The following is a 23,306-nucleotide window of genomic DNA, read 5'->3' as shown; positions in this document are numbered from 1 at the left end:
CTTAATAAAAGAAAAAAATAACGCCTTCTTCGCAATTACCCCTTATACTTAATTTTGTGGCAGCTGTTACTGAAAGTATCAGCGGAGATCGCTTATCCCATTTTTGTAGCTGGCCCGTTCAATATGCGCTAGCAAACTTAATTACTACACCTAAAGCACAAATCCTAACACAGTCGCACAGCCATTACAAGGTCCCTATCGATCAGTTGAGAATGTATTAAACAAGGAAATCACCATCAACTTTGCTCAAACCAATAGGAGTATTTTTAAGTTCGCCTTGTTTCAAGAGCCATTCGGCACTGTAATACATAGCAAAATATGTCAAAACAACAATGGACTTTTGGGTTAAAAATCGCTAAAAACCGAACTTATTTTTACCCAAAAGTCCATTTTCCAAAAGAAGATAATTGAGCACTTTTAAAAAAAAAGAGACCAACTCAAATTTATCAAACAGTCAACCTCTTCTGAAAGGCGCTAGCTGGAACAGGTTTTATTATATTGATTTAGGCAACTTGTTCTATTTCGTTCTTAAGAGCTTAATAGCATCTATTGTAAGATATTTGCCAATCCGTATTTAGTCCTATTTTTCATGTTGACTGATGTCTTTCATCTCGTCGCCAAAACCGGCATTATTGATTCTCTAATTACCATAAGGCGATTTCACGCATCCCCACCATGCCATAAGTGAACTTTAATTTGACAGAGGTGAGGTGATTAAGGATTTATAAACGAGAAGTGTTATAACAATGATTGAAAAACAATAAAAATGTCCTTTTGTCCTAAAAATGGTTGTCTAATTCTTAAATAGCCGCTTCAGACGTGCAAAAAAACTATTTTCAGCTTTTGCTGGCATATTTTCAATTTCTTCCTGTGATGGTTCACCAGCAGGAACTAAATCTTCTTTTTTAACTGTTCGAGGTGTATTCTCGATACTATTTTGGGCTGTTAGCTTTTTATGAGACGCATTTGCCATTTCAAATATTTCGATTTCCCGTTTGGGCCTGGAATCAATGTAGGAAATTTCAGGAAATAGTCCGCTTGATAACCTTGAAGATTCTGCCTGGAAATCATTCATAATAGATTCATAAAGTTTGATTGCTACGGCATCAGAATCTACTTTTTCAAATGATTTGGCCAGCTGAAGCATATCCTCCCCGATTTCCTCTTTTTTTAATAAATTCGGGATTGAAGTACTGATTTTTGCCTTGGCTGAGCAAAGGTTCGCAATATCAATATTAGCGGCTTTCCTTTTTTTAGCTTTGAGCAAATCAATAAGCTGTTGTAATTGCTTCCTTATTTCGGGATTAAACTTATATTGATGATCGAAATTCGATAAGTGAAAACCCGCATCCATCGCATTTTTGGCTAAAGAGTGGATAAAATTTGCCATTTCGTCTGCAAGGACGGTCAAAATATTGACAAATTTGGCTAATTGGTCTTCAGTGGCCGAGTGTTCATGTTTTTTATACAGTTTTAATCCCTCAAAAAATTCTTCCTGGTAGACATATTTGGAAAAAACAACATTATCAATTGGGTTTCCTTTCAATATTTCAGAAAAGAATTTACCTATTCTAATCTCTTTTGAAGCCTCATCACCCCCTTCCGATGCGTTGAGAATAAATTCTTTCTTCCGGTATTTTTCATCGTTAAGTGTGCGTATTTTATGAAAGAGGTCTGTCACCCTTTTTTCTTCTTTGTAGAGTTTTAGTAAATAGAAAGCTGAAATGTTAAGTTGATTTTCTGAAAAGACATCAAAGCTTCTTTCCACAAAAGCCAATGTGCCATCCTTGAATTTCTCGTGGTAGCGGCCTATTTTTAAAAAATAATCTAAGGCGTGGTCACTTTGTATACTGTGATCGGCGAGTACCATATTTTCAAGATAAGTGAAGTTTTGCTCTTGGTATTCAAATGCGACAATGGAAGTGATCGCATGAAGAATAGTATCTTTTAGCGCTTTTTCAGTGTCACTAAACCCATCTTCGTATAGGTAAATATCAGTAACTCGATTTAAATCTCCGCTACTGGCGATCTGGGTCATCCAATCCACTGCATCAATGAGGTTAACCGGCTTACCTTGATCCCGCTTTAAAAATAATTCAGCAGCATCAATTATCTTTTGATGGGTTTCATGGCTGAGCGACTCTTTTTTCATAGCGTTAATTTAGATTTTGTGTTTGTTTATTCAATGATTAGCCTAATCCGGCCATAAGGTATTATCGTAACCTTTTGTTTACGTTTCCAGCGGCAAAGGTTTTCCTAGTCAAATGCTTTGGCTTCTAAGATAGTTAGATAAACTAAATAATCAATGCTGAACATGAGTTTTCAATCGGCTAACGGTCTAGAAGTCTTCACTTAAGGCAGTATGCAATAAAAAAAAGAGATCTCGGCTAGACATCCTATTTTGTAATGTACAAAGACAACCTACACACCTATAATCAAAATTATGTAAATAAACCAACTATTTAGAACAATTCAATTGAAGAACTGTTAATACCGTACAAAGATCCCTCAATCCATATGAAAATTGCTTATATATCCACCTATCCACCACGTGAATGCGGCATCGCTACGTTTAACCATAACCTACTTCGGGCAATTGGTTACGACAAATCGACTGTTTCGGATGATAGTTATGTAGTTGCACTGAATGATTCTGAACACATAGATACTTACGAGTATCCCCCAGAAGTTAAATATAAAATCCGACAGGAAAATCAAAAGGACTATATCCGTGCAGCTGATTACATCAATACCAGCTTGGTAGATGCCTGTATTATGGAGCATGAATTTGGCATTTATGGAGGTAAAGATGGGGTTTATATCCTTCCGTTAATTGCTAGATTACAAAAACCGCTGGTAACCATTCTACATACGGTATTAAAAGATCCGAGCTATATGCAATTAACTATTATCAGGGAAATCGCAAAACATTCCTCACGGATAGTAGTGATGAGCTACCGGGCTGTTGGTTTCTTAACCAGTATATACGGAATTTCATTCAACAAAATTCAACTGATTGAACATGGTGTTCCTGACCTGGAAGCCGAAATAGATAATCCAGTTAAAAACGCCTTCCCTTTTAAAAATAAAAAAGTACTGTTTACTTTCGGATTGATTAGTAGAAACAAAGGTCTGGAGACGGTTATTGAAGCCCTACCCCAGATAGTTGCCCAAAATCCTGATGTAATGTATGTGATTCTGGGGACTACGCACCCCGGAGTAATACGTAGTTCGGGAGAAGAATATCGAGATAGTTTGAAAAGGCTAGCCCGAAAACTCAACGTTGAAGAGCACCTTACTTTTATCAATAAATTTGTGTCAGAAAAACAGCTGTTTGATTATTTAACAGCCTGCGGCATGTATATCACCCCTTACTTAAACGAAGCCCAGATTACCAGTGGAACATTATCGTATGCCGTAGGTGCAGGTGCTGCTGTAATCTCCACCCCCTACTGGCATGCCCAGGAGCTACTGGCGGATAACAGAGGTCGGTTATTTGATTTTAAAGACGCCGATGCCCTTGCCACAATTGTAAATGAATTGTTTAAAGATGAGGACAAGCTCAGTCAGCTTAAAGCAAATGCCTACGAATATGGACTGAACTTACGCTGGCCAGCTATTGGAAGAATTTTTGTTGAAGTACTGGACGAAGCCATCCTTAAATCACTTTCTGAAAAAGAAGATACCGAACAAATCATAGATCCAGATGCTATGCCGTCCTTTAACCTCGCACATGTACGACGGTTGACAGATGATACCGGTATTGTACAACATGCTAAGTATGGGATTCCAAATCTTAAAGAGGGCTATTGTCTGGACGATAATGCCAGAGCGCTGATTATGGCGATTCTGGCCTACCAACAAAATAAGAGTAAAGTCGCTTTAGAGCTATTGCCAGTTTATTTAAGCTACATTCAATATATGCAATGTGACGATGGCAGTTTCAGAAATTTCTTAAGCTTTACGAGAGAATACCTGGATGAAGTAGGCTCAGAAGATTCTTTCGGACGTACCATTTGGTCGCTCGGCTACCTGATCAATAATGCTCCCAATAACTCGTACCGGGAGTTTGCAAGAGAGTTATTTAACAAATCTGTACCACATTTTAAAAACCTGAAGCACCTAAGAGGGATAGGCAATACCATGATCGGCTTATCCGATTACCTGAAAGGCCATCCCGGCGACGACCCCATCAGAGAGCAATTTGACCAACTCGCAGAGCCGCTTAAAGAAGCTTATCGGGTAAATAGTCATGGCCATTGGCATTGGTTCGAGGATAAAATGACTTATGACAATGCCATACTGCCACTAGCTTTGCTTTGCTATTATCAAACGAGCAAAGATGCCGAATCATTGGGCATTGCACTGGAAAGCATGAATTTTTTAACCCAGAAAACCTTATCTCAGGGCTATTTAAATCCAGTTGGCAACGACGGCTGGCTTTACAAAGACGGCCCGGAGATGGCGATGTACGACCAACAAGCTATTGAAACAATGGCCATGGTGCTGATGTACTTTAAAGCTTATGAAATTACCCACGATATCACCTATATTAAACAGATGTACTTGTGCTACCAATGGTTCTTAGGGGAAAACAGCTTACACCTTCCATTATTTGATCATGAAACCAAAGGTTGTGGCGACGGCTTACAACCACATGGTGTAAACCGAAACCAAGGCGCAGAGAGTACCCTTGCTTATTGGATCTCTCATTTGGTAGTATTAAAAGCACTTGAATTTGAATCTATTCAAATCAGCGATTTGGTTGCTGCACAGAAACAGGTGTTAAATTAATCCGCAGAAAGCTGTTCTTCAGTTTCCACAGTAGCCTCACGACTAACTGCACAGTTTGAACTCTTTAGTTTATGTAGTAAGAGATTAAGGTTAACAGTTGCAAAGGAAGAACAGTAATCTGAAAGGCCGTAAGGGATAATCAATTCACCATTGTGAATGATTGAGCCACAAGAGTAAAGCACGTTTGGTACATATCCTTCACGTTCGTCAGTATTGGGAATTACCAGCGGTTCGTTTAAACGACCAATCTCAACTGAGGGATCTTCTAAATCAAATAAACTGGCGCCTAAAACATAGCGTCGCATTGGTCCTACCCCATGCGTGATTAGCAACCAACCTGCTTCAGTCTCTATAGGTGACCCACAATTACCAATCTGTATAAACTCCCATGGAAATATAGGCGACTGCAGTTTCACTGGATTGTCCCACACCGTCAATTTGTCCGAATACATTAAATAATTATTCCATCCATCAATCCGAGACATCATCGCATACTTACCTTTTATTTTACGTGGAAACAAGGCCAGGTTCTTATTTTGAGCACCTACGCCATGCAATGGACTGATTTTGAAATCATAAAAATCAGTGGTCTGCAGCAATTTAGGCATGATCATAGCCCCATCAAAGGCCGTGTAAGTCGCATAAAAAATCACACTACCATCCTCCTTCACAAAACGCACAAATCTGGCATCCTCAATACCTTTACGTTCAAATTCTGAAATAGGAAAGATCACCCTATCCGAGATATCCGTATCCCGGGAGAAACTGATCTCGTGATAAGTATCAGATAACCAGAGAATCTTATCGTACTCCAACTTCTTCATGTTATCTTCCTGCAGCCCCTTCCCATCTAGAATCACCTTTCTTAATGTGGCATAATCAAACTTATCATTCAGTTTGTTGCCCATCTCATCTAAAATTTCTATATCAATCCTCGAATCTGCAGCCTTTTTAAGAAAGAGTTTCTTGTTGTAAATGGCATTTTTAATGATCTCAGCTTCATCAATATAATTCCCTGCTGGTAGAACTGTGATATTGTGATCGCGATCTATCAGCGCCCGTCTAAACACTACTGAGGAGATGTGACCTTCGCCTACCGCCCTAAAACTGATGATCAAGCGCTTTTCGCCCTCTACGAGGTCAGATTGATCTGGATCCTCGACTACTGAAGGATTAAAAAAGGCAGCTGATTCTATAGAATACTCATGCGTGAAATAAGAACCCAGCAAAAGTTTTTCGTATTTATCCAGCGAGTCGAACTCGTAACCAGCCTTCTCTATACATGGCTTTATCTTTTTGCAATGGCGCGTTAGTATTTTGGTGATGTTACGGTGCCGTTTGGAATATTCCTGCAATAAAGGAGAAATTAAGTTAAACACCTCTTTGGATGAAAGCCCCATTACCTGCTTAACAACTTCCATTGCCCGCTCCTCTCCATTAAAAAAGAATCGGGCTATTACCCGCTTAGGATCAGGATATACTTTTATCGGTTTTCTTTCTATTTGCAATCTCATAACCCTATAACACATTAAAGGAGCACAATGATTTATGAATTTAATGTTTTTTAAAAAGAAAATTAATTCGGACTGAGTGTTTTTGTTAACATGTCGCCCAAAACAGACAACAAAATAACTGACAATACAACTAAAAAAGTCAGAATGAATCATTTTGTCAGGAGCAGATTTGTCATAATTTAAGTTGAATTGTCATTGCAAAATAATAAACTCCAGAACAAAAAACCTTATTCCATTACAAACTAGCAAGTTACGTAAATCCCTATTTAATAGACGATGAGAGGGACATTTAGTTTGGCATACACATTGACTATATAACGTAAATGGTCAGGATATAAAAACTTAAATGACCAGATTATAAATTAAAAAATAAGAAGATGAAAAAATTATTATTATCATTAGTTGCAGTTTCTGCATTCGCATTTAGTACTCAAGCTCAAACTGAAAAAGGAAAAATTATGGTAGGTGGTAGTGTTGGATTCAGCTCAGAAAAAGTTGATGGTGCCAACAAATCAGATTTCAGCTTTAATGTTGTTCCAAGTGCGGGATATTTTATCAGCGATAATTTTGCGATCGGTACAGGGGTAGGTTATACTTATAATAAAGAAGTAAGTGATTTAAAATTAAACGAGGCTTTTAAAGTTGCTCCTTTTGGACGTTACTATGTAGGTTTATCCGATCAGTTTAAATTCTTTGGTCAGTTATCAGTTCCTATGTCATTTGGTACAGAGAAAGCATTAGACGCAGACGGAAATACAGGTGCAAAAAAAGGTACTACAACTGATATAGGTGTAAATATCGCTCCAGGATTTGCTTTCTTCCCTACTAAAAGAATTGGTATCGAATTCTCAGTTAACGGATTAGGTTACAACAACAGTTCAGTTAAAGATGAATTAACCGGAATTAAAACTAAAACCAATGCATTTGGTTTAGAAGCCGATACTTTTGCCCCAAAATTGGGTGTGCAGTTCCATTTTTAAGATAGCTACTTACAAAACAGTTTATTTTGGTTTGAAAAAGGCCCTTTGCAATTGCAAGGGCTTTTTTTATGGCCATTTTCATAAAAACTCATGATGGTTTGCTATTTTTGAAAAACTAGCTCATTAAAAATGAAGAAAAACATATTATTCGCAATTGCATTTGGGTTTGCTTTATCTGCACAAGCACAAAGTCAGACATTAAAACCTGTTAAAGAAAACCTTGCCACCTCAGTTAAAAATCAAGGTCAGTCAGGCACTTGCTGGAACTATTCAACCACTTCCCTTATCGAATCAGAAGGACTGCGTAAAGGTTTAGGAGAACTGAACATATCAGAAATGTTTACCGCACGGAATGTGTATATAGAAAAAGCCAAGAACTATATTTTACGTCAGGGCAAAGCACAGTTTGGAGAAGGAGGTCTTGGCCATGATCTTATCAGGTCAATATCGCTTTATGGCGCAATGCCTCAGGAAGCTTTTCAAGGCCTTAGTGGCGAAATACCTAACCACGCTGGATTGGAAACTGCTTTAAAAACATATCTTGATGCTGTACTTAAAAAACGTCCTCTTGATAATGATTGGCTAAAAGGCTACGTAGAGATTCTTGATCAGAAAATTGGAGCTCCTCCAACTAATTTTGAATATAAAGGCAAAAGCTATACGGCAAAAACCTTTGCTCAGGAGGTATTAAAATTTGACGCAAATGATTATGTAAACATTACTTCATTTACCCACCACCCTTATTATAGTCAGTTTGTTTTAGAGGCACCTGATAATTTTGCAAACGGTTCATTTTACAACCTGCCATTAGCTGAGATGCTATCTTTAACCACCACTGCTGTTAAAAATGGTTACACCATTATGTGGGATGCTGACGTAAGCAACAAAAATTTCCAACAGCAGAAAGGTTATGCAATGTTATTTGCAGATACTGCTGATGTAAAACAGAAAGAGCTAAACCCTGAGGTGAAAGAAATTGCATATTCACCAGAGTTACGTCAACAACTATATGAGAATTTAACAACTCAGGATGATCACTTGATGCACCTTATTGGTCTGGAGCAATCCGCAAATGGAAAGCTATTCTTTAAAGTAAAAAACTCATGGGGAGCTGTTGGACCTTTTAAAGGTTACATACAAGTATCAGAGCCTTATTTCGCAATTAATACAGTGAGTTTAGTTGTACCAAAAGCAGCACTTTCAAAAGAATTAAAAAACAAATTAGGCTTAAAATAAGTCCTTTTTATGATAACAAAAAAGGGGATGAATTATCATCCCCTTTTTTTTATTTCTTCTGTTCCACTTCCCTATCCATCTCTACAATATTTGCCTGACCGACCTGTGAAAAATCACCGATCAGGTATTTATTAAAGTGGTCTGCGAGCTTCCAGAAAGTATATTCTGTCAAATCACCAAAACCGTGTCGCTGTCCTGGAACGATGACCAGTTCAAATCTTTTACCCGCTTTCATCAGTGCATTTGCCACTCTAATGGTATTTGCCGGGTGTACATTATTATCCACATCTCCTGTCATCAACAGCAGATTCCCTTTTAGGTTTCTAGCCAAATCAGGGTTCTTATCAATGTTATAAGTAAATGTGGTATCTCCTTTTGCAGACACAACTTCCTTTACCCCATGATGTTTTTCACTCCACCAACGATTATAAATACTATTGTCATGATTCCCCGCATTAGATACCGCAGCTTTAAAGAAATCAGGATAAACCAGCATTGCAGCAGTAGACATAAAGCCTCCGCCAGAATGGCCTGTAATTCCCACTTTACTCGCGTCAATAAATGAATACCTATCCGCAAGCTGCTCTACGGCAGCTTTTTTATCAGCCAAACCATAATCTCTTAAATTCCCATAACCATAGGTATGGTACCATTTAGACCTGGCAGGATTTCCGCCACGATTACCCACAGTAACTACGATATAACCAAATTGAGCCAATCTGTCAGTCCTGTCCATGCTTTTGGTAAATGATTTATTTACAGCCTCTGTTTGTGGACCAGGATAAACATATTCAATCACAGGATACTTCTTATTGGGATCAAAATCGAAAGGCTTATACATTACGCCATAAATATCCGTAATTCCATCGTCAGCCTTTACCTTAAAAGGTTCAGGAAATTTATAGCCGGTTGCCATCAATAGCGACAAATCAGCAGTTTCCAAATTCATCACTACCCTGCCATTGTTATCCATTAGCACAGATTTAGGAACAGTATTGACTCTGGAGAAGTTATCGACAAAGAATTTAGCTTCATCATTCATACTGATGGCATGATCAAAATCACCAGCATTTAATAACTTAAGTCCCGATCCATCAAAATTAATACGATACAGATGTACATAATAAGGGTCTTCTTTAGCCTCCCTGCCATTCGCGGTAAAGTAAAGCACCCTATTTTTTTCATCTATGTTTATAATTTCCTCACAATGGAAAGCACCTTTGGTGATCTGATTTTTCAATTTACCATTGCCATCAAATAAATAAAAGTGAGCCCAACCATCACGCTCCGACCAATGAATTAATTCCTTGCCATCATTGACTAAACCAGGTCTGTTCACTTCTACATAAGTATTAAAACGCTCATCGATCAATGGCGTCACTACCCCTGTATGAATATCAATCATACATACATCTATACGTTTTAAATCTCGACTAGTACGCTGGAAGTACACCTTATTGTTATTACCCAACCAAATCGACGGCCTAAATTCATTGTCCCGATCCTTATTGAGTAAAGGCGCAGCCCATACAGATACCGTTTGGTCTTTAAAAGCAGCAGTGTTCAGTTTCTTATAACTTTTTGCAGCAAAATCGAAAAGCAGAATTTCACTTATAGGTGCTTCCTTTTCACCCGGCATCTGGTATTTATATGTCTCCAGTGTAGGTCGGCCTGCTGCCACATTGTTGATTACCCAAAGGTCCTTTACCTTACGGGAATCAGTTCTATTCAGCACAAAATGCTTAGAATCTGGTGACCACATTACATACGCAGCTCTTCTTTTTTTATTGTTCTTTTCGTTTTCCTCGTTGTTCTCACCATCACCATTAGCCCCATAAGGATAGAACTTAACACCATCTTTAGTCAGCTGATGCTCTACAATGGTGCTATCCTCTTCGTTCTTCACTGCCTTTTTGTAATTCTCTTTATCCATCCAGTACAGGTTAAAGTTTTTCGAAAAAACAATTGCCGAAGAATCAGGCGCTACAGATCCCCAACTTGGCTTAGCCTTTGGCTTCGTATAATTGGGAATTTCGGTTACTTTGGATTTACTGATCTCGTAGTTAAAATAAAAGATCTTCTTTTGCATAGAGTCCGCCGCCTTCTTATCCTTACGGTCCTTCTTTAATTCGTCTATCGTACTTTTCACTTCAAATGTGATGTGTTTCTCGTCAGCAGAGAACTTTAGATTTTCTAAAGGCAGGTGTTGCGCATCAAAAGGATCTCGGATAACGGTTGTTATTGCAGCAGCAAGAGCCGCATTATCGAATATCTTGCGTTTGTTTTTACTTACAGGATCAATCAGGTACCATTCTTTACCGGCCGGCGTTTCATACTCATACCAAAAACGCTTACTTAGCTTAAGCCAATGTGGATCAACAGCGGTAGTATAAATCAGCTTTTTCAGCTTATTAGGCGAATATCTGGAAGCCAATTGATAATTTGCTTTGGGAGCAGATTGCAGCGTTTCGGTAATCGTAAATGTTTTGGTTTGTGCATTTACACTCAAATCAATAGAGAGCATAGTAAGCACTGCAGCCAGTGGCAGGTAAAGTTTGTTCATTATGAATTAGTTTATACCGATAAAAATATTGATTAATCCCATTACGAGGGTTAAATTTCTTTGTAATAAATGCGATAGCTATCTTTTATTAAGTTTGATTTTTTAGTTTTGTATCAAATAAAGAACCTATGAATAAGCATTTTTTAACCTTTATCGCGGCAGCTGTAATTCTTGCTGCCGGCTGCCAGTCTAAATCGCAATCTAGTACAGGTGGAACAGATAAAACCGCCGTAGCTGCAGAAGAGACGACAACAGCTAATACCCCAACCAATTCAGAAACTGAGCAACCCCCTGCTGTTGATGTTTCAAAAATAAAAGTTGCGGATGCAAAGACCATTTTAGCCCGCAAACAGGTTCCTATTTTGTGTTACCACCAGGTGCGTAACTGGAAACCTACAGACGGAAAAGTAGGTAAAGATTATATTGTTGAGATTCAGAACTTCAAAGATCAGGTTAAAATGCTGGCCGATAGCGGTTATCATTCTATTTTACCTGATCAGTTATATGCTTATTTAAATACAGGCGCCCCACTTCCTTCTAAACCGATCATGTTTACTTTCGACGATACAGACATGGATCAGTTTACAGTTGCCGCACCAACACTTAAAAAATATGGCTATAAAGCTGTGTATTTTATCATGACGGTTTCTATTGGCAAAAAAGGCAAGTTTGTAGATTACATGACCAAAGAGCAGATCAAACAACTTTCTGATGAAGGCAACGTGATTGGTAGTCATACTTATGATCATAAAAACTTTAAAAAATATCAAGGTAAGGACTGGGAAGAGCAACTAGATAAGCCAACAAAGAAACTAGAAGAAATTACAGGTAAGAAAATGACAGAGTTCGCTTATCCATTTGGATTATGGAATGCTGAAGGCATCCCTGAGCTTAAAAAGCGAGGTTTTAGGATGGCTTTCTCATTGGCTGACAAACGTGACCAGAACGATCCACTATTTACAGTTAGAAGAATTATCGCAAGTGGATACTGGAGTCCTAAAACACTACACAACAGCATCGTTAAAAGCTTTTAATGCTAATTCATTTTAGCAAAACCAATAATGAAGTACATTTTCTTTACAGGCATTATAGCTGCTGTGCTTTCCACAGCAGCTTGTACCAACGCAATCAAAAACAAAGGCCATAAGGCCGAACTGATTACCACCAATACGGAAATAACAGATCCAAAACCAGATACTACTCTTAAAAAGGAAGCTACTGCGGCCGAAATTTTAAGTAAAAAAGAAGTCCCGGTATTGTGCTACCATCAAATTAGAGATTGGAAAGCTAGCGACTCTAAACGCGCTCATGATGACATCATGCCGCCTGCCAAGTTTGCAGAGCATATGAAAATGCTTGCAGATAGTGGCTACCGTACCATTTTACCCGATCAACTTTACGACTACCTGAATTATGGGACTGTCCTACCAGAAAAACCGATCATGATCACTTTTGACGATACGGATCTTGATCAGTACACAGTTGGTGCTAAAGAATTAAAGAAACACGGATTTAGAGGTGTATTTTTCATCATGACGGTATCCATCGGCAGACCAAGATATATGAGCAAAGCCCAAATTAAGGAACTATCTGATGATGGCCATGTAATTGCAAGTCACACCTGGAACCATAAAAACTTTGCTCAGTTTACGGATGAAGATTGGGACATACAAATCGATAAGCCAACAAAAACGTTGGAAGCGATTACAGGAAAAAAGGTTGAATACTTCGCCTACCCATACGGTGTTTTCAAAGCATCTTCCCTCTCTAAATTAAAAGAACACGGATTTAAAGCGGCGTTTATACTGTCGACCAAGCGCGACGAAAACTACCCGATGTATACCATCAGACGCATTATAGACCCTGGAACTTATACGGCCAGGAATCTATATCATAGCATCAATAAGAGTTTTAAATAGCACTAAGCCAGATCTTCGATTACGTATTTTTTGCCGTTAAAATCGAAGCTGTCTTTCTTTTGTTTGCCCAACATCAGTTTGCCAATTGGCGAAGCTGCTGAAATAGCAAATACCGTTTTACCTTCGGACAACAGCTGACCGGCACTGATGCTAATGTAAAAGATGCCCTGATTGGTATATACCAAACTGCCACCTCTAATACTATCAGTTACCGCTGCATGTCCAATTGATTCCAGCACTTTTCTATTGTCTTCTGCATCAATCAACAGTCGTTTATTACGATCAATATCCTGCTGCATCATTTCTCTGCTGGTTTCATATTTATCGCCCGCGCTGCTCTTCGTATCATCATTGCTGGCCTCACGAGCCTGTTTCAATGCTGTTTCAGCAGTCTCGATTCTTTGTTCTATAAACTTTAAACAAAGCTGGTACAGATTTTCTTTATTCATATACTACGACTCTACCCATTTAATTTTCTCTTCTATTGCTCCACGCTTTGCTGCTCTAGGTTCTTCATTATGATAACCCATATAAAAGAGGCCAAAACATTTTTCCGTGTTACCTAAGTTAAGATAATCTTTCAAATCTGCAATCATACCCGGCGAACTCCAATAAGCGCCAACCTTCAGCGCTTCGGCAGTAAGTGCCATATTTTGTACCGCACAAGCCAAAGCGGCCAACTCTTCCCATTCAGGAACTTTATCTGAATTTAATTGGGCATTTAAGGTGATGATGCAACTGGACTGTTGTGCCTTTTCTATGATACTGTCGTATTTTTTCTGCAAAAACTGATGTGCAGGAGTAGTTTCTTTATATAGACGTGCCAATTCCTGACCAAGTTTTAGTTTCCCCTCATTTCTAAATACGATGAAACGCCAAGGCTCAGTAAGCTTATGTGTTGGTGCATAATTCGCACTTTCCAGGATCTGTTTAATTATTGCTACAGGGATTTCCTCTTTGGTGTAGCTAACAGGAAATATACTTCTCCTACGTTGTATGATGTTGGTTAAAACCGTTATTTCTTCTTCCATAATTCATCTGATCGAGCGCCTCTTTGCTACAAAAATATAATTTCTATTCAGTCAAAGTGTATAAGTGATGTAATACTTTTGATCAATAGACGATAGCATTATTTCTCCACACCTTTTTTCAATTGCTTTTTGACCATTTTAGCTCTTGCAAAAAAGGCAATGCTCTCTATTCCCATTAAATAATCAACGGTTTCCAGTAAATCTTCCTTAATCCAATCGTACTGTGGTGTAAGATTTGCGAGTGCCTGCATACAATGGACTTTAGTTGCAACAAGCGTTTCAGGATCAACCAGCCAGATAAACATGACTTCAATTACCGGCTCTATATTCAACCTGCTCAAGGCCTCTTTATACAATAAGCTCGACTTTCGTTCCGTCATTAAGGCCAAAATTTTCGCATAATGGCGCATGGCTGAAGGATTTTTCTGACTGGGGAACAACAATAAGAACCCTTCTATCCCTTCATAAAACTGCATAGGATGATGGGTAACAATATATTCTAACATCCATGCAGCCCTAAAAGCAATCTCTTTCTTTTTATGAAAAGTGACCTCAAGCAAATCTTCAATATTTATTTCGTTGCCTTCAACAATAGCTGTGCAATCAGCTACCATCTGGAATTTAACGGATTCCAGCCTTGCAATTAATTCTTCTTTATCCACAAATGTAAAATCTAAATGTCAAAACAAATATACGCTCATGAAAACCATTTTATAAATTATGACTACCTTTGCGGCTTATTTTTCAACAATATGATTTCAGTTTCTAATTTATCACTCCGTTACGGAAAGAGAACTTTATTTGAGGATGTTAACTTAAAATTTAACCAGGGCAACTGCTATGGCGTAATTGGAGCTAATGGCGCAGGTAAATCCACTTTCCTTAAAATTTTATCTGGTGAAGTGAACCAAACTTCTGGTACCGTAGCTTTTACACCTGGAGAACGCATGGCGGTTTTAAAACAAAACCATTATGAATTTGATGAATTTACCGTAATCGAAACTGTAATGATGGGTCACAAGGAATTGTACGACATCATGAAAGAGAAAGATGCTATCTATTTGAAAGAAGATTTTTCTGATAAAGATGGTGAACGTGCAGGCGAACTGGAAAACAGATTTGCTGAAATGGACGGCTGGAACATGGAGAGCAATGCAGCGACCATGTTAAGCAACTTGGGTATAAAAGAAGAACACCATTATAAACAACTAAAAGAATTAGATGGTAACCAAAAGGTACGTGTGTTATTGGCACAAGCCCTGTTTGGTAACCCTGATATCTTATTACTGGATGAGCCAACCAACGACTTGGACATTGATACCATCGCCTGGTTAGAAAATTTCCTTGCGGATTATCAAAGCATCGTATTGGTTGTATCTCACGATAGGCACTTTTTAGATGCAGTTTGTACGCATATTGTTGACATTGACTTCAGTAAAATGAGTATTTATTCTGGTAACTATAGCTTCTGGTATGAGTCGAGTCAATTGGCTTTAAAACAACGTGGCGACCAAAACAAAAAACTGGAAGAGAAAGTTAAAGAGTTACAGGAGTTTATTCAGCGCTTTAGTGCCAATGCTTCTAAATCTAAACAGGCTACTTCCCGTAAAAAGGCTTTGGATAAAATTGATATTTCTGAGATTAAGGCTTCAAGTCGCAAATACCCTGCTATCCTATTCAACAATTTAGGTAGAGAAGCTGGTGATCAGATTTTACAGGTAGAGAATCTTTCTTGTACTTTAAATGGTGAGGTGATGTTTAAGGATATCAACTTCATGGTTAATAAAGGTGATAAGATTGCAGTTCTATCTCAAAATAGTTTAGCCACTACAGCATTCTACAATGTGCTTACTGGACGTGAAAAGAATTATACTGGTGAATTTAAGTTTGGTGTAACCATTAATACAGCCGACATCCCGAACGACAACTCTCCTTATTTTGAAGGTAAAGATGAAAACTTGGTTGACTGGTTGCGTGAGTATTCTGGTACAGATCAGGATGAGCAATTTGTAAGAAGCTTTTTAGGTAGAATGCTTTTCTCTGGTGAAGAGGTATTGAAAAATGTAAAGGTATTATCAGGTGGTGAGAAAATGCGTTGTATGTTCTCTCAAATGATGTTGAAACATGCTAACTTGTTAATGTTTGACGAGCCAACGAATCACCTGGATCTGGAGTCGATCACCGCTTTAAACAACGGCATGAAAGATTTTAGAGGAACAGCATTGTTTACTTCACGAGATCATGCCTTGACGGAATCTGTTGCCACTCGCGTTATTGAATTGACACCTAAAGGTGCAATTGATAAAATGATGACATATGACGAGTATATTACTAGTCCGGATGTTGCGGAGTTAAGAGCAAAAATGTACTCAAAATAAGCCATTCTATTATTTCGTAGCCTCCATATTCTCATAGGTCTCAATGAGCTCCTTTCAGTCGGTTCACAGAAGGCATATTTTATGTTTAATACTGCACCAAGTATGGCGCGCTAAAAAAAGAGGTTGTATTAATCAACCTCTTTTTTTGTTCAGTATTTTATAACTAAATTATGATTACCCTCTTTTCTGTATACTATTATCTTAAAGTAGTGTTTCAAAAGGATTAGCATAGGATACAGAACTATAATTACACAATTCAATATCATTAAGTAAACAGGCAGCCAGTGCCGCGTTCAATTCTACCTTTTCCAAATCCTGGGCTATAAAAACCAACTCATTCAACCTGTCACCGTATTCCGTATGCCACTGGCCTTCAATTTTAGTGCGATTATCCAAATAATCTGTATACCCTAGCCGTTCCGCATCAGGTATCGCAGCCCACCAGTTTCCCGCCTTTTCAATCCTTAGTGAACCACCGGCCTGTGAAAAACTAAGTGCGAAATCTGGCATCGCAGCAAGCCAGAATAACCCTTTGGTACGAATCACATTCGCTGGAAAATCTCTGTTTAAAAAATCCCATAAACGTTCAGGATGAAAAGGTCTTGGAGATCTGAACACCATACTACTGATTCCATATTCTTCAGTTTCAGCCTCATGAATGGCATTCAGTTCACGTATCCAACCTGCACCTTGAGCTGATTCTTCAAAATCAAATAACCCAGTATTCAGAATTTCCTTCAAATCGATCTTACCAAAAGAGGTGACCAATTGTTTAGCTGCAGGGTTAAATTTTTTGATCACAGCTTTAATCAACTTAAGATCGTCTTCACCGATCAAATCTATTTTATTCAAGACAATAACATTTGCGAATTCAATCTGATCGGTAAGCAAATTAACAATTGTTCGCCTGTCCGAATGATCTTCAGCCCATTTCCTATCCAAAAGTAACTCATTGGTACCGAAATCCTTTTTAAAGTTAAAACAGTCTACAACCGTCACCATCGTATCAAGCCGACTAAACCTACTCAGATCAATACCCAAATTGGCATCTACATAATTAAAAGTTTGTGCAACAGGTATAGGTTCTGAAATCCCTGTACTCTCAATGATCAGGTAATCAAAACAATTCTCATTCGCTAATTTCTCCACCTCAACGATTAAATCTTCTCTTAAAGTGCAACAAATACAACCGTTACTCATTTCAACAAGTCTTTCTTCAGTCCTCGAAAGCTTATTTTGTTGATGGACTGTTTTCGAATCAATATTAATTTCACTCAAATCATTTACGATAAGTGCCACTTTCAGCCCTTCTCTATTTTGAAGAAGGTGGTTTAATAAAGTTGTTTTACCACTGCCCAGAAAACCGCTGAGCACCGTTACAGGTAACTTTTTCATACTACAGATGCAATTAGGTTGCAAATATATTTCAATAATAATCATAAATGCAATTAAATTGCATTTATATTTGTAACAGAAAAAACAAAAGCAATAAACGATATGAAACCATCTGTTAAATCTTGTGCACTAGATCAATTGGGAATGACAGCCTCACTAGCCTGTGCAATCCATTGTGCAGCACTTCCATTTTTCATTACGACTTTACCACTCTGGGGTCTTGAATTCCTCGCCCACAGCTGGGTTGAACTGAGTATGATTTGCCTTTCATTACTCATAGGTATATACTCCCTGGTCAGCTCTTTTCCAAAGCACAGAAGCCTAACTCCTATATTAGTACTGATCATCGGCTTTGCCTTAATCGCAACGGGTCATTATGCCTTAGAAAGTCTAGAAGCAGCGCTGATTCCTCTAGGTGGATTTACCATTGCAACCGCCCATTACCTGAACTGGAAATACAATCGGAACTGTAGTCACCACCAAACCCCGCAGCCGTAGCAAATACTTTACATGAATAGTATATGCAATTTAATTGCATATACTATTTTTGTAACATTACATTAGCTCATATGAACAAGAAACTAATATTCGGTGTATTTTTACTATTTGTAAGCATGATCAACCCTGGTTGCAAGCATGATAAAATAGATGGCAAAAAGCTTTATTTAAGGTATTTAAACAACCACCTACACAAATAAATTGAAATGATTACATTAAAATCCATTTCCCACGACTATCCTGGCGGGCATCGCATAGCGTTTAAAGACTGGCAGATCAACCGTGGCGACCAATGGTTGTTGTTGGGTGAGTCGGGCAGTGGAAAGACTACCCTACTACACATATTAACGGGTATACTTAAACCATCGGCGGGAGAAGTTGTAATTAATGGAACTTCCATTTATGGATTATCTTCTAAAGCCCTGGATCAATTTAGAGGTCGAAATATTGGGATTATCTTTCAACGTCCGCATTTGATTAAGAGTTTAAGTATTTCAGACAATCTGGTATTGGCACAGAGCTTTGCGGGACTGCCAACTGACTTAGATCGGGTAAATGAAGTTTTAACATCCTTAGGGATTGCAGACAAGAAAAAAGCCTATCCAAATGAGCTGAGTCAGGGGCAATTACAACGTGTTTCTATTGCAAGAGCTGTGATTAATAAACCGGAACTAGTCATTGCAGATGAGCCTACATCTAGTCTGGACGATAAAAATGCGACGGCGGTGTTAGAACTTTTGCTACAGCAATCGGCTATCAACCAGGCTACTTTAGTGATAGCTACCCACGACAAAAGAGTTAAAGATGCATTTACAAATACTTACGAATTAGCATGAGTCCATTAAAAATCAGCTGGAAAAGCTTATGGTCTAAGCCCCTATCTTCGGCATTAAATATCATGCTTATTGCCTTTGGAACGGGAATTTTAACCATCCTGCTATTGGCATCTACACAGATTAGTGAGAAACTAGACAACAACTCAAAAGATATTGATTTGGTTGTAGGCGCCAAAGGCAGCCCGCTGCAATTGATTTTAAGCAGTATTTATTACATAGATTTCCCAACCGGAAATATCCCTTTAAAACAAGCGATGGAGCTGGCGCATAGCCCTTTCGTAAAGCGCGCTGTTCCACTGGCATTAGGCGACAATTACAATGGTACACGCATCGTTGGTACCGACAGCAATTTTGTAAGCCTCTATAAATTAAAAACCGCGCAGGGAAAGTTCTGGCAAAAAGATTTTGAAGCTACTATTGGAGCTACAGTGGCTAAAAGCCAAAACCTAAAAGTTGGAGATACCTTTTTTGGTGCACATGGGTTAAGTAGTAGCAGTGACGTACACAAGAATCATCCATATGTGGTATCTGGTGTCCTAACCCCACAGGGAAATGTAACCGACAACCTGATCCTGACCAATGTGGCCAGCGTTTGGAAAATGCATGATGAGCATGAAGATCATGAGCACAAAGCAGATGAGGATCATGCAGGGCATGATCACAAAGCACACGAAGGACACGAACATGAGACAGAAGATCAGTCCAATGATGAATCGCGCGAATTAACCTCCCTATTGATTCAATATCGCTCGCCCATGTCAGTAGCCATGTTCCCACGATTGGTCAACGAAACCACCAATATGCAGGCAGCTTCTCCAGCACAAGAAAGCACCCGCCTGTTCTCCCTAATTGGCGTCGGCGTAGATACCCTTCAGTGGTTCGCTATACTCATCATGTTCATCGCAGCCATAAGTGTGTTCGTAAATCTTTATAACTCTTTAAAAGAGCGGAATTACGATCTGGCCATTATGCGTACCCTGGGCGCTTCGAGAACGAAGCTATTCCTGATCATTATTGCCGAAGGCATTATGTTGACATTGGCAGGTACCATAATTGGAATTCTCCTGGGACATTTAGTTTTGGAATTTATTGGTAGTAATCAAGAGAGCAGTCAGGCTCAGCTTACGGGCTTTGTTTTACTTTACAATGAAATATACCTATTTGTTGCCGGACTTGCTATTGGTATATTTGCTGCTATAATCCCTGCAATACAGGCTTACAAGTCTAACATTTCGAAGATATTAGCTAAGAACTAGAAATTTATTATAAAATAGATACGATGATGATAAAGAGAATGATATTGGTTGTTTTACTTTTTACAAGCTTTGCTGTTAAAGCACAACACAATCCAAACGACCAAATTAACTCGGACAACTGGGATATTGTAGGCGGTGTAGACTTTAAGATTGTTAAAGACACCGAAATGCAGGCGATTTTTTCACCTGAAATAAAAAAGTACGCCAATAAAGCATTTGAATTGGAAGGCTACATTGTACCCATTAAAGATGGGATGAAACAAACCAAGTTCATGCTATCTACCCTACCTATCAATCAATGTTTCTATTGCGGAAAAAATGGAGTACCCATTATGGTGCTGGTAGAAATGAGCGAACCAATCAAGTTTACTTACAAAACAGTAACGATCAAGGGCACATTAAAATTAAATTCGGGCAATGCAATGGACAATCCGCCGATTGCATTAATTGCCGCTAAAATCATATAATCATGAATATCAATCCGGTAAGCATACTAAAAGAGCATGATTTAAAACACACCAAACAGCGGGTACGTGTTTTAGAGGAGATTGCTTTAGATTCAGTAGCCATTTCACAACCCGATCTGGAGAAAAAACTAGGTAAGGAGATTGATCGGGTAACGTTGTACCGGATACTAAATACTTATCAGGAGAAGGGAATCCTACACAGGATTATGGATATGAATGGAACAGCCAATTATGCAGTTTGTACCTCTTCCTGTTCAGAAGATCACCACCATGATGAACATGTACATTTCAACTGTACAAATTGTAATAAGATTTACTGTTTAGAAGTAGAGGCGCCTAGAATTAAGATGCCTAAAGGATTTACCGCAAAGACCGTAAGCTCTATTGCTTACGGCATTTGCGAAAAATGTAATGCTATTTAATGATTAGTGACCTGAATGGCCATCAGCACCGTGTGCATGTCCATGAGCTAACTCGTCTTGAGTAGCTTCACGCACTGCTAATATCTCACCAGCAAAAATCAAGTCTTTACCAGCCATTGGGTGGTTCAAATCCACGTTAACTACATCCTCATGGATAGCAGTAACACCAGCTCTGAAATGATTTCCTTGGTTATCTTGCAAAGGAATTACATCACCTACAGCAGGTAAACCAGCTTCTTTAAACATATCGATTGGCAAATCAGCAAATGCTCCTGGATCAATTTCTCCGTAACCATCAGCAGCAGAAAGTTCGAAACCATAAGAATCACCAACATTTAAACCAGCCAAATGCTCTTCAAATTTTGGAAGCATCATTCCTGTACCATATAAAAAAACTAATGGATTTTCTTTATCCGTTTTTTCTACAAAAACTTGCTGTCCTTCTTCATTAGTCGTATGCAATTCGTACGTTAATGATACTACTGTATTGGGTTTAATACTCATTGTGATGTTTTTTAATTTATCAATTTTAATGCTTCATCAACAGTAGCTACTGGCAACTGGCATACTTTATTTCGGCAAATATAACCAGATTTTGGTAAACCCGCTTTCATTAAACATAAGGATTACAATCTATTTTTAAATCCAACAATTAAATGACCTCTATTGTTCGATAAACCGCTTTAAATTTTAGTACTAGTACTAAATCTAGTATTAAAATAATCTGAAAAGTCAGTTAATGTATATAATAAGAAACGGGGGATAAATCCTAAAAATTACCCCCCGTTAAATTAACGCTCTCGAAGTAAATGTATGAATTAGGTTAATTATAAACAAATACCTATTTTAGAAAATATCAGTTAAATCTAGTGCATTTAAAGATTGTAAATTTTAAAATCGGTTATCATTTAATCTATTATATAGATGAAACAATTAATTAAGCTAGAAAGGGATTGTTACGAATCCCTTGAAAAACTAAGCAAAACAAATGGATTTTGCTTTGACTTACTCTTAGATTTTTTAAAGAAGCGCTACCACTATCTAAATGAGTATAACAAGAATCGCTGTTAAAAGACCGTAAATAAACTATTAAAACAAGGGGGACTATTAGTCCCCTTTGTCGTTAATTAGAATCATCTGATTTAGGAATAGCTTTTTTGGTAAGGGCATTAAATATATCATTTAACATATTCTTTGCTTTGGTCGCAATCTGAACACCAGTTAAACTTTCAACATTCACAATTATCTGGCTCAACAATGCAATAATCGGAATTCCTGCCAAAAGCTTGAATGCAGTGAAGGTTTCTTTTAAGTAGCTAACCTGAAAATAATGGATTGTTAAGATGTAAATGAAGAACAGGGTTACATCCTGCATTACCTTCATCAAAAAGGATTTTACATTAATCTTTTCACTACTTTTTATTTTAATCCAAATACCAGTAGCAGCATCAACAACGATTAAGAACAGCAATAATAATGCACTCTCCTTTGCAGGTTCAAAGAATACTAAAAACAAAGTCAACAACTTGAAAAACCAAAGTTTAAGGCTAAAGAATTGATCTAACATGCCCATCATACTGTAGTATATAATTTAAACTCTCTTTGTCTCCTAGACAATAAAATAGGTTTTCCACCTGCGTTTTTCCAAATACATAACCACTTTTCAATTTCATCTAAACCTACTTTTGCATTGATTTTCTTAACCAGTGTAGAACCTGCAAAAGCACCACAACCAATATTGAAAGCCAATGATACCAATGCATTGAACTGGTTTTGGGTTAATACAACCTTGATTGACCTGTTAACCGCTTCTTCATAAACCTTAATGATTTCTTTGAAAATCAAATCACATTCAACCTGTGTTATCTTATCCCCCATTTGTACTTTTCGACCTGTATTTGGGTAGTACGTAAACCCAACACCAATGGTGGGAATATCTGCTTGACACTTATATGCTGTAAGTAAAACTCCTTCCTCCTTATATATGAAGTCCCTTCCTGTTTTGTTAATGTTCATT

21 protein-coding genes are annotated in these 23,306 nt (G+C 38.1%); 11 read left to right on the top strand and 10 right to left on the bottom strand.

The genetic code is table 11. The annotated features are described in order from the left end of the window. Positions 1 to 793 precede the first annotated feature (793 nt). Positions 794 to 2,152: a hypothetical protein gene (locus BLS35_RS09280; RefSeq protein ID WP_090780138.1), complete on the bottom strand. Its 1,359-nt coding sequence runs from the start codon at positions 2,150 to 2,152 to the stop codon at positions 794 to 796. 365 nt (positions 2,153 to 2,517) lie between these two features. Here BLS35_RS09280 and BLS35_RS09275 point away from each other — a divergent pair, with 365 nt between their 5' ends. Next, positions 2,518 to 4,794, top strand: coding sequence for a glycosyltransferase family 4 protein (locus BLS35_RS09275; protein WP_090780136.1), 2,277 nt, complete (start codon positions 2,518 to 2,520; stop codon positions 4,792 to 4,794). On the opposite strand, the gene BLS35_RS09270 is transcribed toward BLS35_RS09275, so the two are convergent. Beyond that, a complete protein-coding gene (locus tag BLS35_RS09270) occupies positions 4,791 to 6,308 on the bottom strand; it encodes a glycoside hydrolase family 130 protein (protein WP_090780134.1) in 1,518 nt (505 codons plus the stop codon). The two genes, BLS35_RS09275 and BLS35_RS09270, sit on opposite strands and share 4 nt — an antisense overlap. 377 nt (positions 6,309 to 6,685) lie before the next feature. On the opposite strand from BLS35_RS09270, the gene BLS35_RS09265 reads away from it, so the two are divergent. Next, the gene (locus BLS35_RS09265; protein ID WP_090780132.1) at positions 6,686 to 7,288 is read left to right on the top strand and encodes an outer membrane beta-barrel protein; all 603 of its coding nucleotides are present in this window, start codon (positions 6,686 to 6,688) and stop codon (positions 7,286 to 7,288) included. A 129-nt stretch (positions 7,289 to 7,417) separates the two neighbouring features. After that, on the top strand, positions 7,418 to 8,524 hold the full coding sequence (locus BLS35_RS09260) for a C1 family peptidase (RefSeq protein ID WP_090780130.1): 1,107 nt from the start codon (positions 7,418 to 7,420) through the stop codon (positions 8,522 to 8,524). A gap of 49 nt (positions 8,525 to 8,573) precedes the next feature. Here the strand turns inward: BLS35_RS09260 and BLS35_RS09255 are convergent, their stop codons facing one another. Further along, entirely contained in the window at positions 8,574 to 11,087 is a 2,514-nt protein-coding gene (locus BLS35_RS09255) for a S9 family peptidase (RefSeq protein WP_254778783.1), read from the bottom strand. 128 nt (positions 11,088 to 11,215) lie between these two features. On the opposite strand from BLS35_RS09255, the gene BLS35_RS09250 reads away from it, so the two are divergent. Further along, positions 11,216 to 12,121: a polysaccharide deacetylase family protein gene (locus BLS35_RS09250; RefSeq protein ID WP_165973279.1), complete on the top strand. Its 906-nt coding sequence runs from the start codon at positions 11,216 to 11,218 to the stop codon at positions 12,119 to 12,121. A gap of 27 nt (positions 12,122 to 12,148) precedes the next feature. Then, positions 12,149 to 13,006 (top strand): polysaccharide deacetylase family protein, encoded by an 858-nt coding sequence (locus BLS35_RS09245; protein ID WP_090780128.1) that lies wholly within the window; start codon positions 12,149 to 12,151, stop codon positions 13,004 to 13,006. A gap of 2 nt (positions 13,007 to 13,008) precedes the next feature. On the opposite strand, the gene BLS35_RS09240 is transcribed toward BLS35_RS09245, so the two are convergent. The 3 genes from BLS35_RS09240 to BLS35_RS09230 form a co-directional block, all read right to left on the bottom strand. Next, on the bottom strand, positions 13,009 to 13,455 hold the full coding sequence (locus tag BLS35_RS09240; protein ID WP_090780126.1) for a 3-oxoacyl-ACP synthase: 447 nt from the start codon (positions 13,453 to 13,455) through the stop codon (positions 13,009 to 13,011). Between the two features lie 3 nt (positions 13,456 to 13,458). Next, positions 13,459 to 14,037 (bottom strand): nitroreductase family protein, encoded by a 579-nt coding sequence (locus BLS35_RS09235; protein ID WP_090780124.1) that lies wholly within the window; start codon positions 14,035 to 14,037, stop codon positions 13,459 to 13,461. A 98-nt stretch (positions 14,038 to 14,135) separates the two neighbouring features. Further along, positions 14,136 to 14,699 (bottom strand): hypothetical protein, encoded by a 564-nt coding sequence (locus BLS35_RS09230; RefSeq protein ID WP_090780121.1) that lies wholly within the window; start codon positions 14,697 to 14,699, stop codon positions 14,136 to 14,138. Between the two features lie 90 nt (positions 14,700 to 14,789). Between BLS35_RS09230 and BLS35_RS09225 the strand changes: the two genes are divergently transcribed. After that, positions 14,790 to 16,415 (top strand): ABC-F family ATP-binding cassette domain-containing protein, encoded by a 1,626-nt coding sequence (locus BLS35_RS09225; protein WP_090780118.1) that lies wholly within the window; start codon positions 14,790 to 14,792, stop codon positions 16,413 to 16,415. A gap of 201 nt (positions 16,416 to 16,616) precedes the next feature. Here the strand turns inward: BLS35_RS09225 and BLS35_RS09220 are convergent, their stop codons facing one another. Beyond that, complete coding sequence (locus BLS35_RS09220; protein WP_090780116.1) at positions 16,617 to 17,810, bottom strand: GTP-binding protein; 1,194 nt, start codon at positions 17,808 to 17,810, stop codon at positions 16,617 to 16,619. Positions 17,811 to 17,912: 102 nt separating this feature from the next. Between BLS35_RS09220 and BLS35_RS09215 the strand changes: the two genes are divergently transcribed. The 5 genes from BLS35_RS09215 to BLS35_RS09195 all read left to right on the top strand — a co-directional run bounded on the left by BLS35_RS09215 (position 17,913) and on the right by BLS35_RS09195 (position 21,289). Beyond that, the gene (locus BLS35_RS09215; RefSeq protein WP_090780114.1) at positions 17,913 to 18,308 is read left to right on the top strand and encodes a MerC domain-containing protein; all 396 of its coding nucleotides are present in this window, start codon (positions 17,913 to 17,915) and stop codon (positions 18,306 to 18,308) included. A 206-nt stretch (positions 18,309 to 18,514) separates the two neighbouring features. Continuing rightward, positions 18,515 to 19,144 carry an ABC transporter ATP-binding protein gene (locus tag BLS35_RS09210; RefSeq protein ID WP_090780112.1) on the top strand — a complete coding sequence of 210 codons (630 nt, stop codon included), beginning with the start codon at positions 18,515 to 18,517 and terminating at the stop codon, positions 19,142 to 19,144. Then, on the top strand, positions 19,141 to 20,400 hold the full coding sequence (locus BLS35_RS09205) for an ABC transporter permease (RefSeq protein ID WP_090780109.1): 1,260 nt from the start codon (positions 19,141 to 19,143) through the stop codon (positions 20,398 to 20,400). Before BLS35_RS09210 ends, BLS35_RS09205 begins: the two co-directional genes overlap by 4 nt. 23 nt (positions 20,401 to 20,423) lie before the next feature. After that, entirely contained in the window at positions 20,424 to 20,867 is a 444-nt protein-coding gene (locus BLS35_RS09200; protein ID WP_090780108.1) for a hypothetical protein, read from the top strand. Positions 20,868 to 20,869: 2 nt separating this feature from the next. Continuing rightward, on the top strand, positions 20,870 to 21,289 hold the full coding sequence (locus tag BLS35_RS09195) for a Fur family transcriptional regulator (RefSeq protein ID WP_090780106.1): 420 nt from the start codon (positions 20,870 to 20,872) through the stop codon (positions 21,287 to 21,289). 3 nt (positions 21,290 to 21,292) lie between these two features. Here the strand turns inward: BLS35_RS09195 and BLS35_RS09190 are convergent, their stop codons facing one another. From BLS35_RS09190 to BLS35_RS09180, 3 genes are all read right to left on the bottom strand, one after another. Next, positions 21,293 to 21,793, bottom strand: a complete 501-nt coding sequence (locus BLS35_RS09190) for an FKBP-type peptidyl-prolyl cis-trans isomerase (RefSeq protein WP_090780104.1) — start codon at positions 21,791 to 21,793, stop codon at positions 21,293 to 21,295. Positions 21,794 to 22,412: 619 nt separating this feature from the next. Continuing rightward, a complete protein-coding gene (locus BLS35_RS09185) occupies positions 22,413 to 22,865 on the bottom strand; it encodes a hypothetical protein (protein ID WP_132225966.1) in 453 nt (150 codons plus the stop codon). Continuing rightward, on the bottom strand, positions 22,862 to 23,305 hold the full coding sequence (locus BLS35_RS09180) for a lysozyme (RefSeq protein ID WP_090780098.1): 444 nt from the start codon (positions 23,303 to 23,305) through the stop codon (positions 22,862 to 22,864). Before BLS35_RS09180 ends, BLS35_RS09185 begins: the two co-directional genes overlap by 4 nt. Position 23,306 lies beyond the last annotated feature (1 nt).

The organism is Pedobacter sp. ok626 (assembly GCF_900100435.1).
Taxonomy (GTDB): domain Bacteria; phylum Bacteroidota; class Bacteroidia; order Sphingobacteriales; family Sphingobacteriaceae; genus Pedobacter.
Note: the sequence above shows the minus strand (reverse complement) of the source record. Positions and strands in the feature narration are given on the sequence as shown.

What these genes read in the sequence shown, in the direction of transcription:
- BLS35_RS09280 (WP_090780138.1), bottom strand. Translation starts at nt 2,152, where the DNA reads ATGAAAAAAGAGTCGCTCAGCCATGAAACCCATCAAAAGATAATTGAT.
- BLS35_RS09275 (WP_090780136.1), top strand. Translation starts at nt 2,518, where the DNA reads ATGAAAATTGCTTATATATCCACCTATCCACCACGTGAATGCGGCATC.
- BLS35_RS09270 (WP_090780134.1), bottom strand. Translation starts at nt 6,308, where the DNA reads ATGAGATTGCAAATAGAAAGAAAACCGATAAAAGTATATCCTGATCCT.
- BLS35_RS09265 (WP_090780132.1), top strand. Translation starts at nt 6,686, where the DNA reads ATGAAAAAATTATTATTATCATTAGTTGCAGTTTCTGCATTCGCATTT.
- BLS35_RS09260 (WP_090780130.1), top strand. Translation starts at nt 7,418, where the DNA reads ATGAAGAAAAACATATTATTCGCAATTGCATTTGGGTTTGCTTTATCT.
- BLS35_RS09255 (WP_254778783.1), bottom strand. Translation starts at nt 11,087, where the DNA reads ATGAACAAACTTTACCTGCCACTGGCTGCAGTGCTTACTATGCTCTCT.
- BLS35_RS09250 (WP_165973279.1), top strand. Translation starts at nt 11,216, where the DNA reads ATGAATAAGCATTTTTTAACCTTTATCGCGGCAGCTGTAATTCTTGCT.
- BLS35_RS09245 (WP_090780128.1), top strand. Translation starts at nt 12,149, where the DNA reads ATGAAGTACATTTTCTTTACAGGCATTATAGCTGCTGTGCTTTCCACA.
- BLS35_RS09240 (WP_090780126.1), bottom strand. Translation starts at nt 13,455, where the DNA reads ATGAATAAAGAAAATCTGTACCAGCTTTGTTTAAAGTTTATAGAACAA.
- BLS35_RS09235 (WP_090780124.1), bottom strand. Translation starts at nt 14,037, where the DNA reads ATGGAAGAAGAAATAACGGTTTTAACCAACATCATACAACGTAGGAGA.
- BLS35_RS09225 (WP_090780118.1), top strand. Translation starts at nt 14,790, where the DNA reads ATGATTTCAGTTTCTAATTTATCACTCCGTTACGGAAAGAGAACTTTA.
- BLS35_RS09220 (WP_090780116.1), bottom strand. Translation starts at nt 17,810, where the DNA reads ATGAAAAAGTTACCTGTAACGGTGCTCAGCGGTTTTCTGGGCAGTGGT.
- BLS35_RS09215 (WP_090780114.1), top strand. Translation starts at nt 17,913, where the DNA reads ATGAAACCATCTGTTAAATCTTGTGCACTAGATCAATTGGGAATGACA.
- BLS35_RS09210 (WP_090780112.1), top strand. Translation starts at nt 18,515, where the DNA reads ATGATTACATTAAAATCCATTTCCCACGACTATCCTGGCGGGCATCGC.
- BLS35_RS09205 (WP_090780109.1), top strand. Translation starts at nt 19,141, where the DNA reads ATGAGTCCATTAAAAATCAGCTGGAAAAGCTTATGGTCTAAGCCCCTA.
- BLS35_RS09200 (WP_090780108.1), top strand. Translation starts at nt 20,424, where the DNA reads ATGATGATAAAGAGAATGATATTGGTTGTTTTACTTTTTACAAGCTTT.
- BLS35_RS09195 (WP_090780106.1), top strand. Translation starts at nt 20,870, where the DNA reads ATGAATATCAATCCGGTAAGCATACTAAAAGAGCATGATTTAAAACAC.
- BLS35_RS09190 (WP_090780104.1), bottom strand. Translation starts at nt 21,793, where the DNA reads ATGAGTATTAAACCCAATACAGTAGTATCATTAACGTACGAATTGCAT.
- BLS35_RS09185 (WP_132225966.1), bottom strand. Translation starts at nt 22,865, where the DNA reads ATGATGGGCATGTTAGATCAATTCTTTAGCCTTAAACTTTGGTTTTTC.
- BLS35_RS09180 (WP_090780098.1), bottom strand. Translation starts at nt 23,305, where the DNA reads ATGAACATTAACAAAACAGGAAGGGACTTCATATATAAGGAGGAAGGA.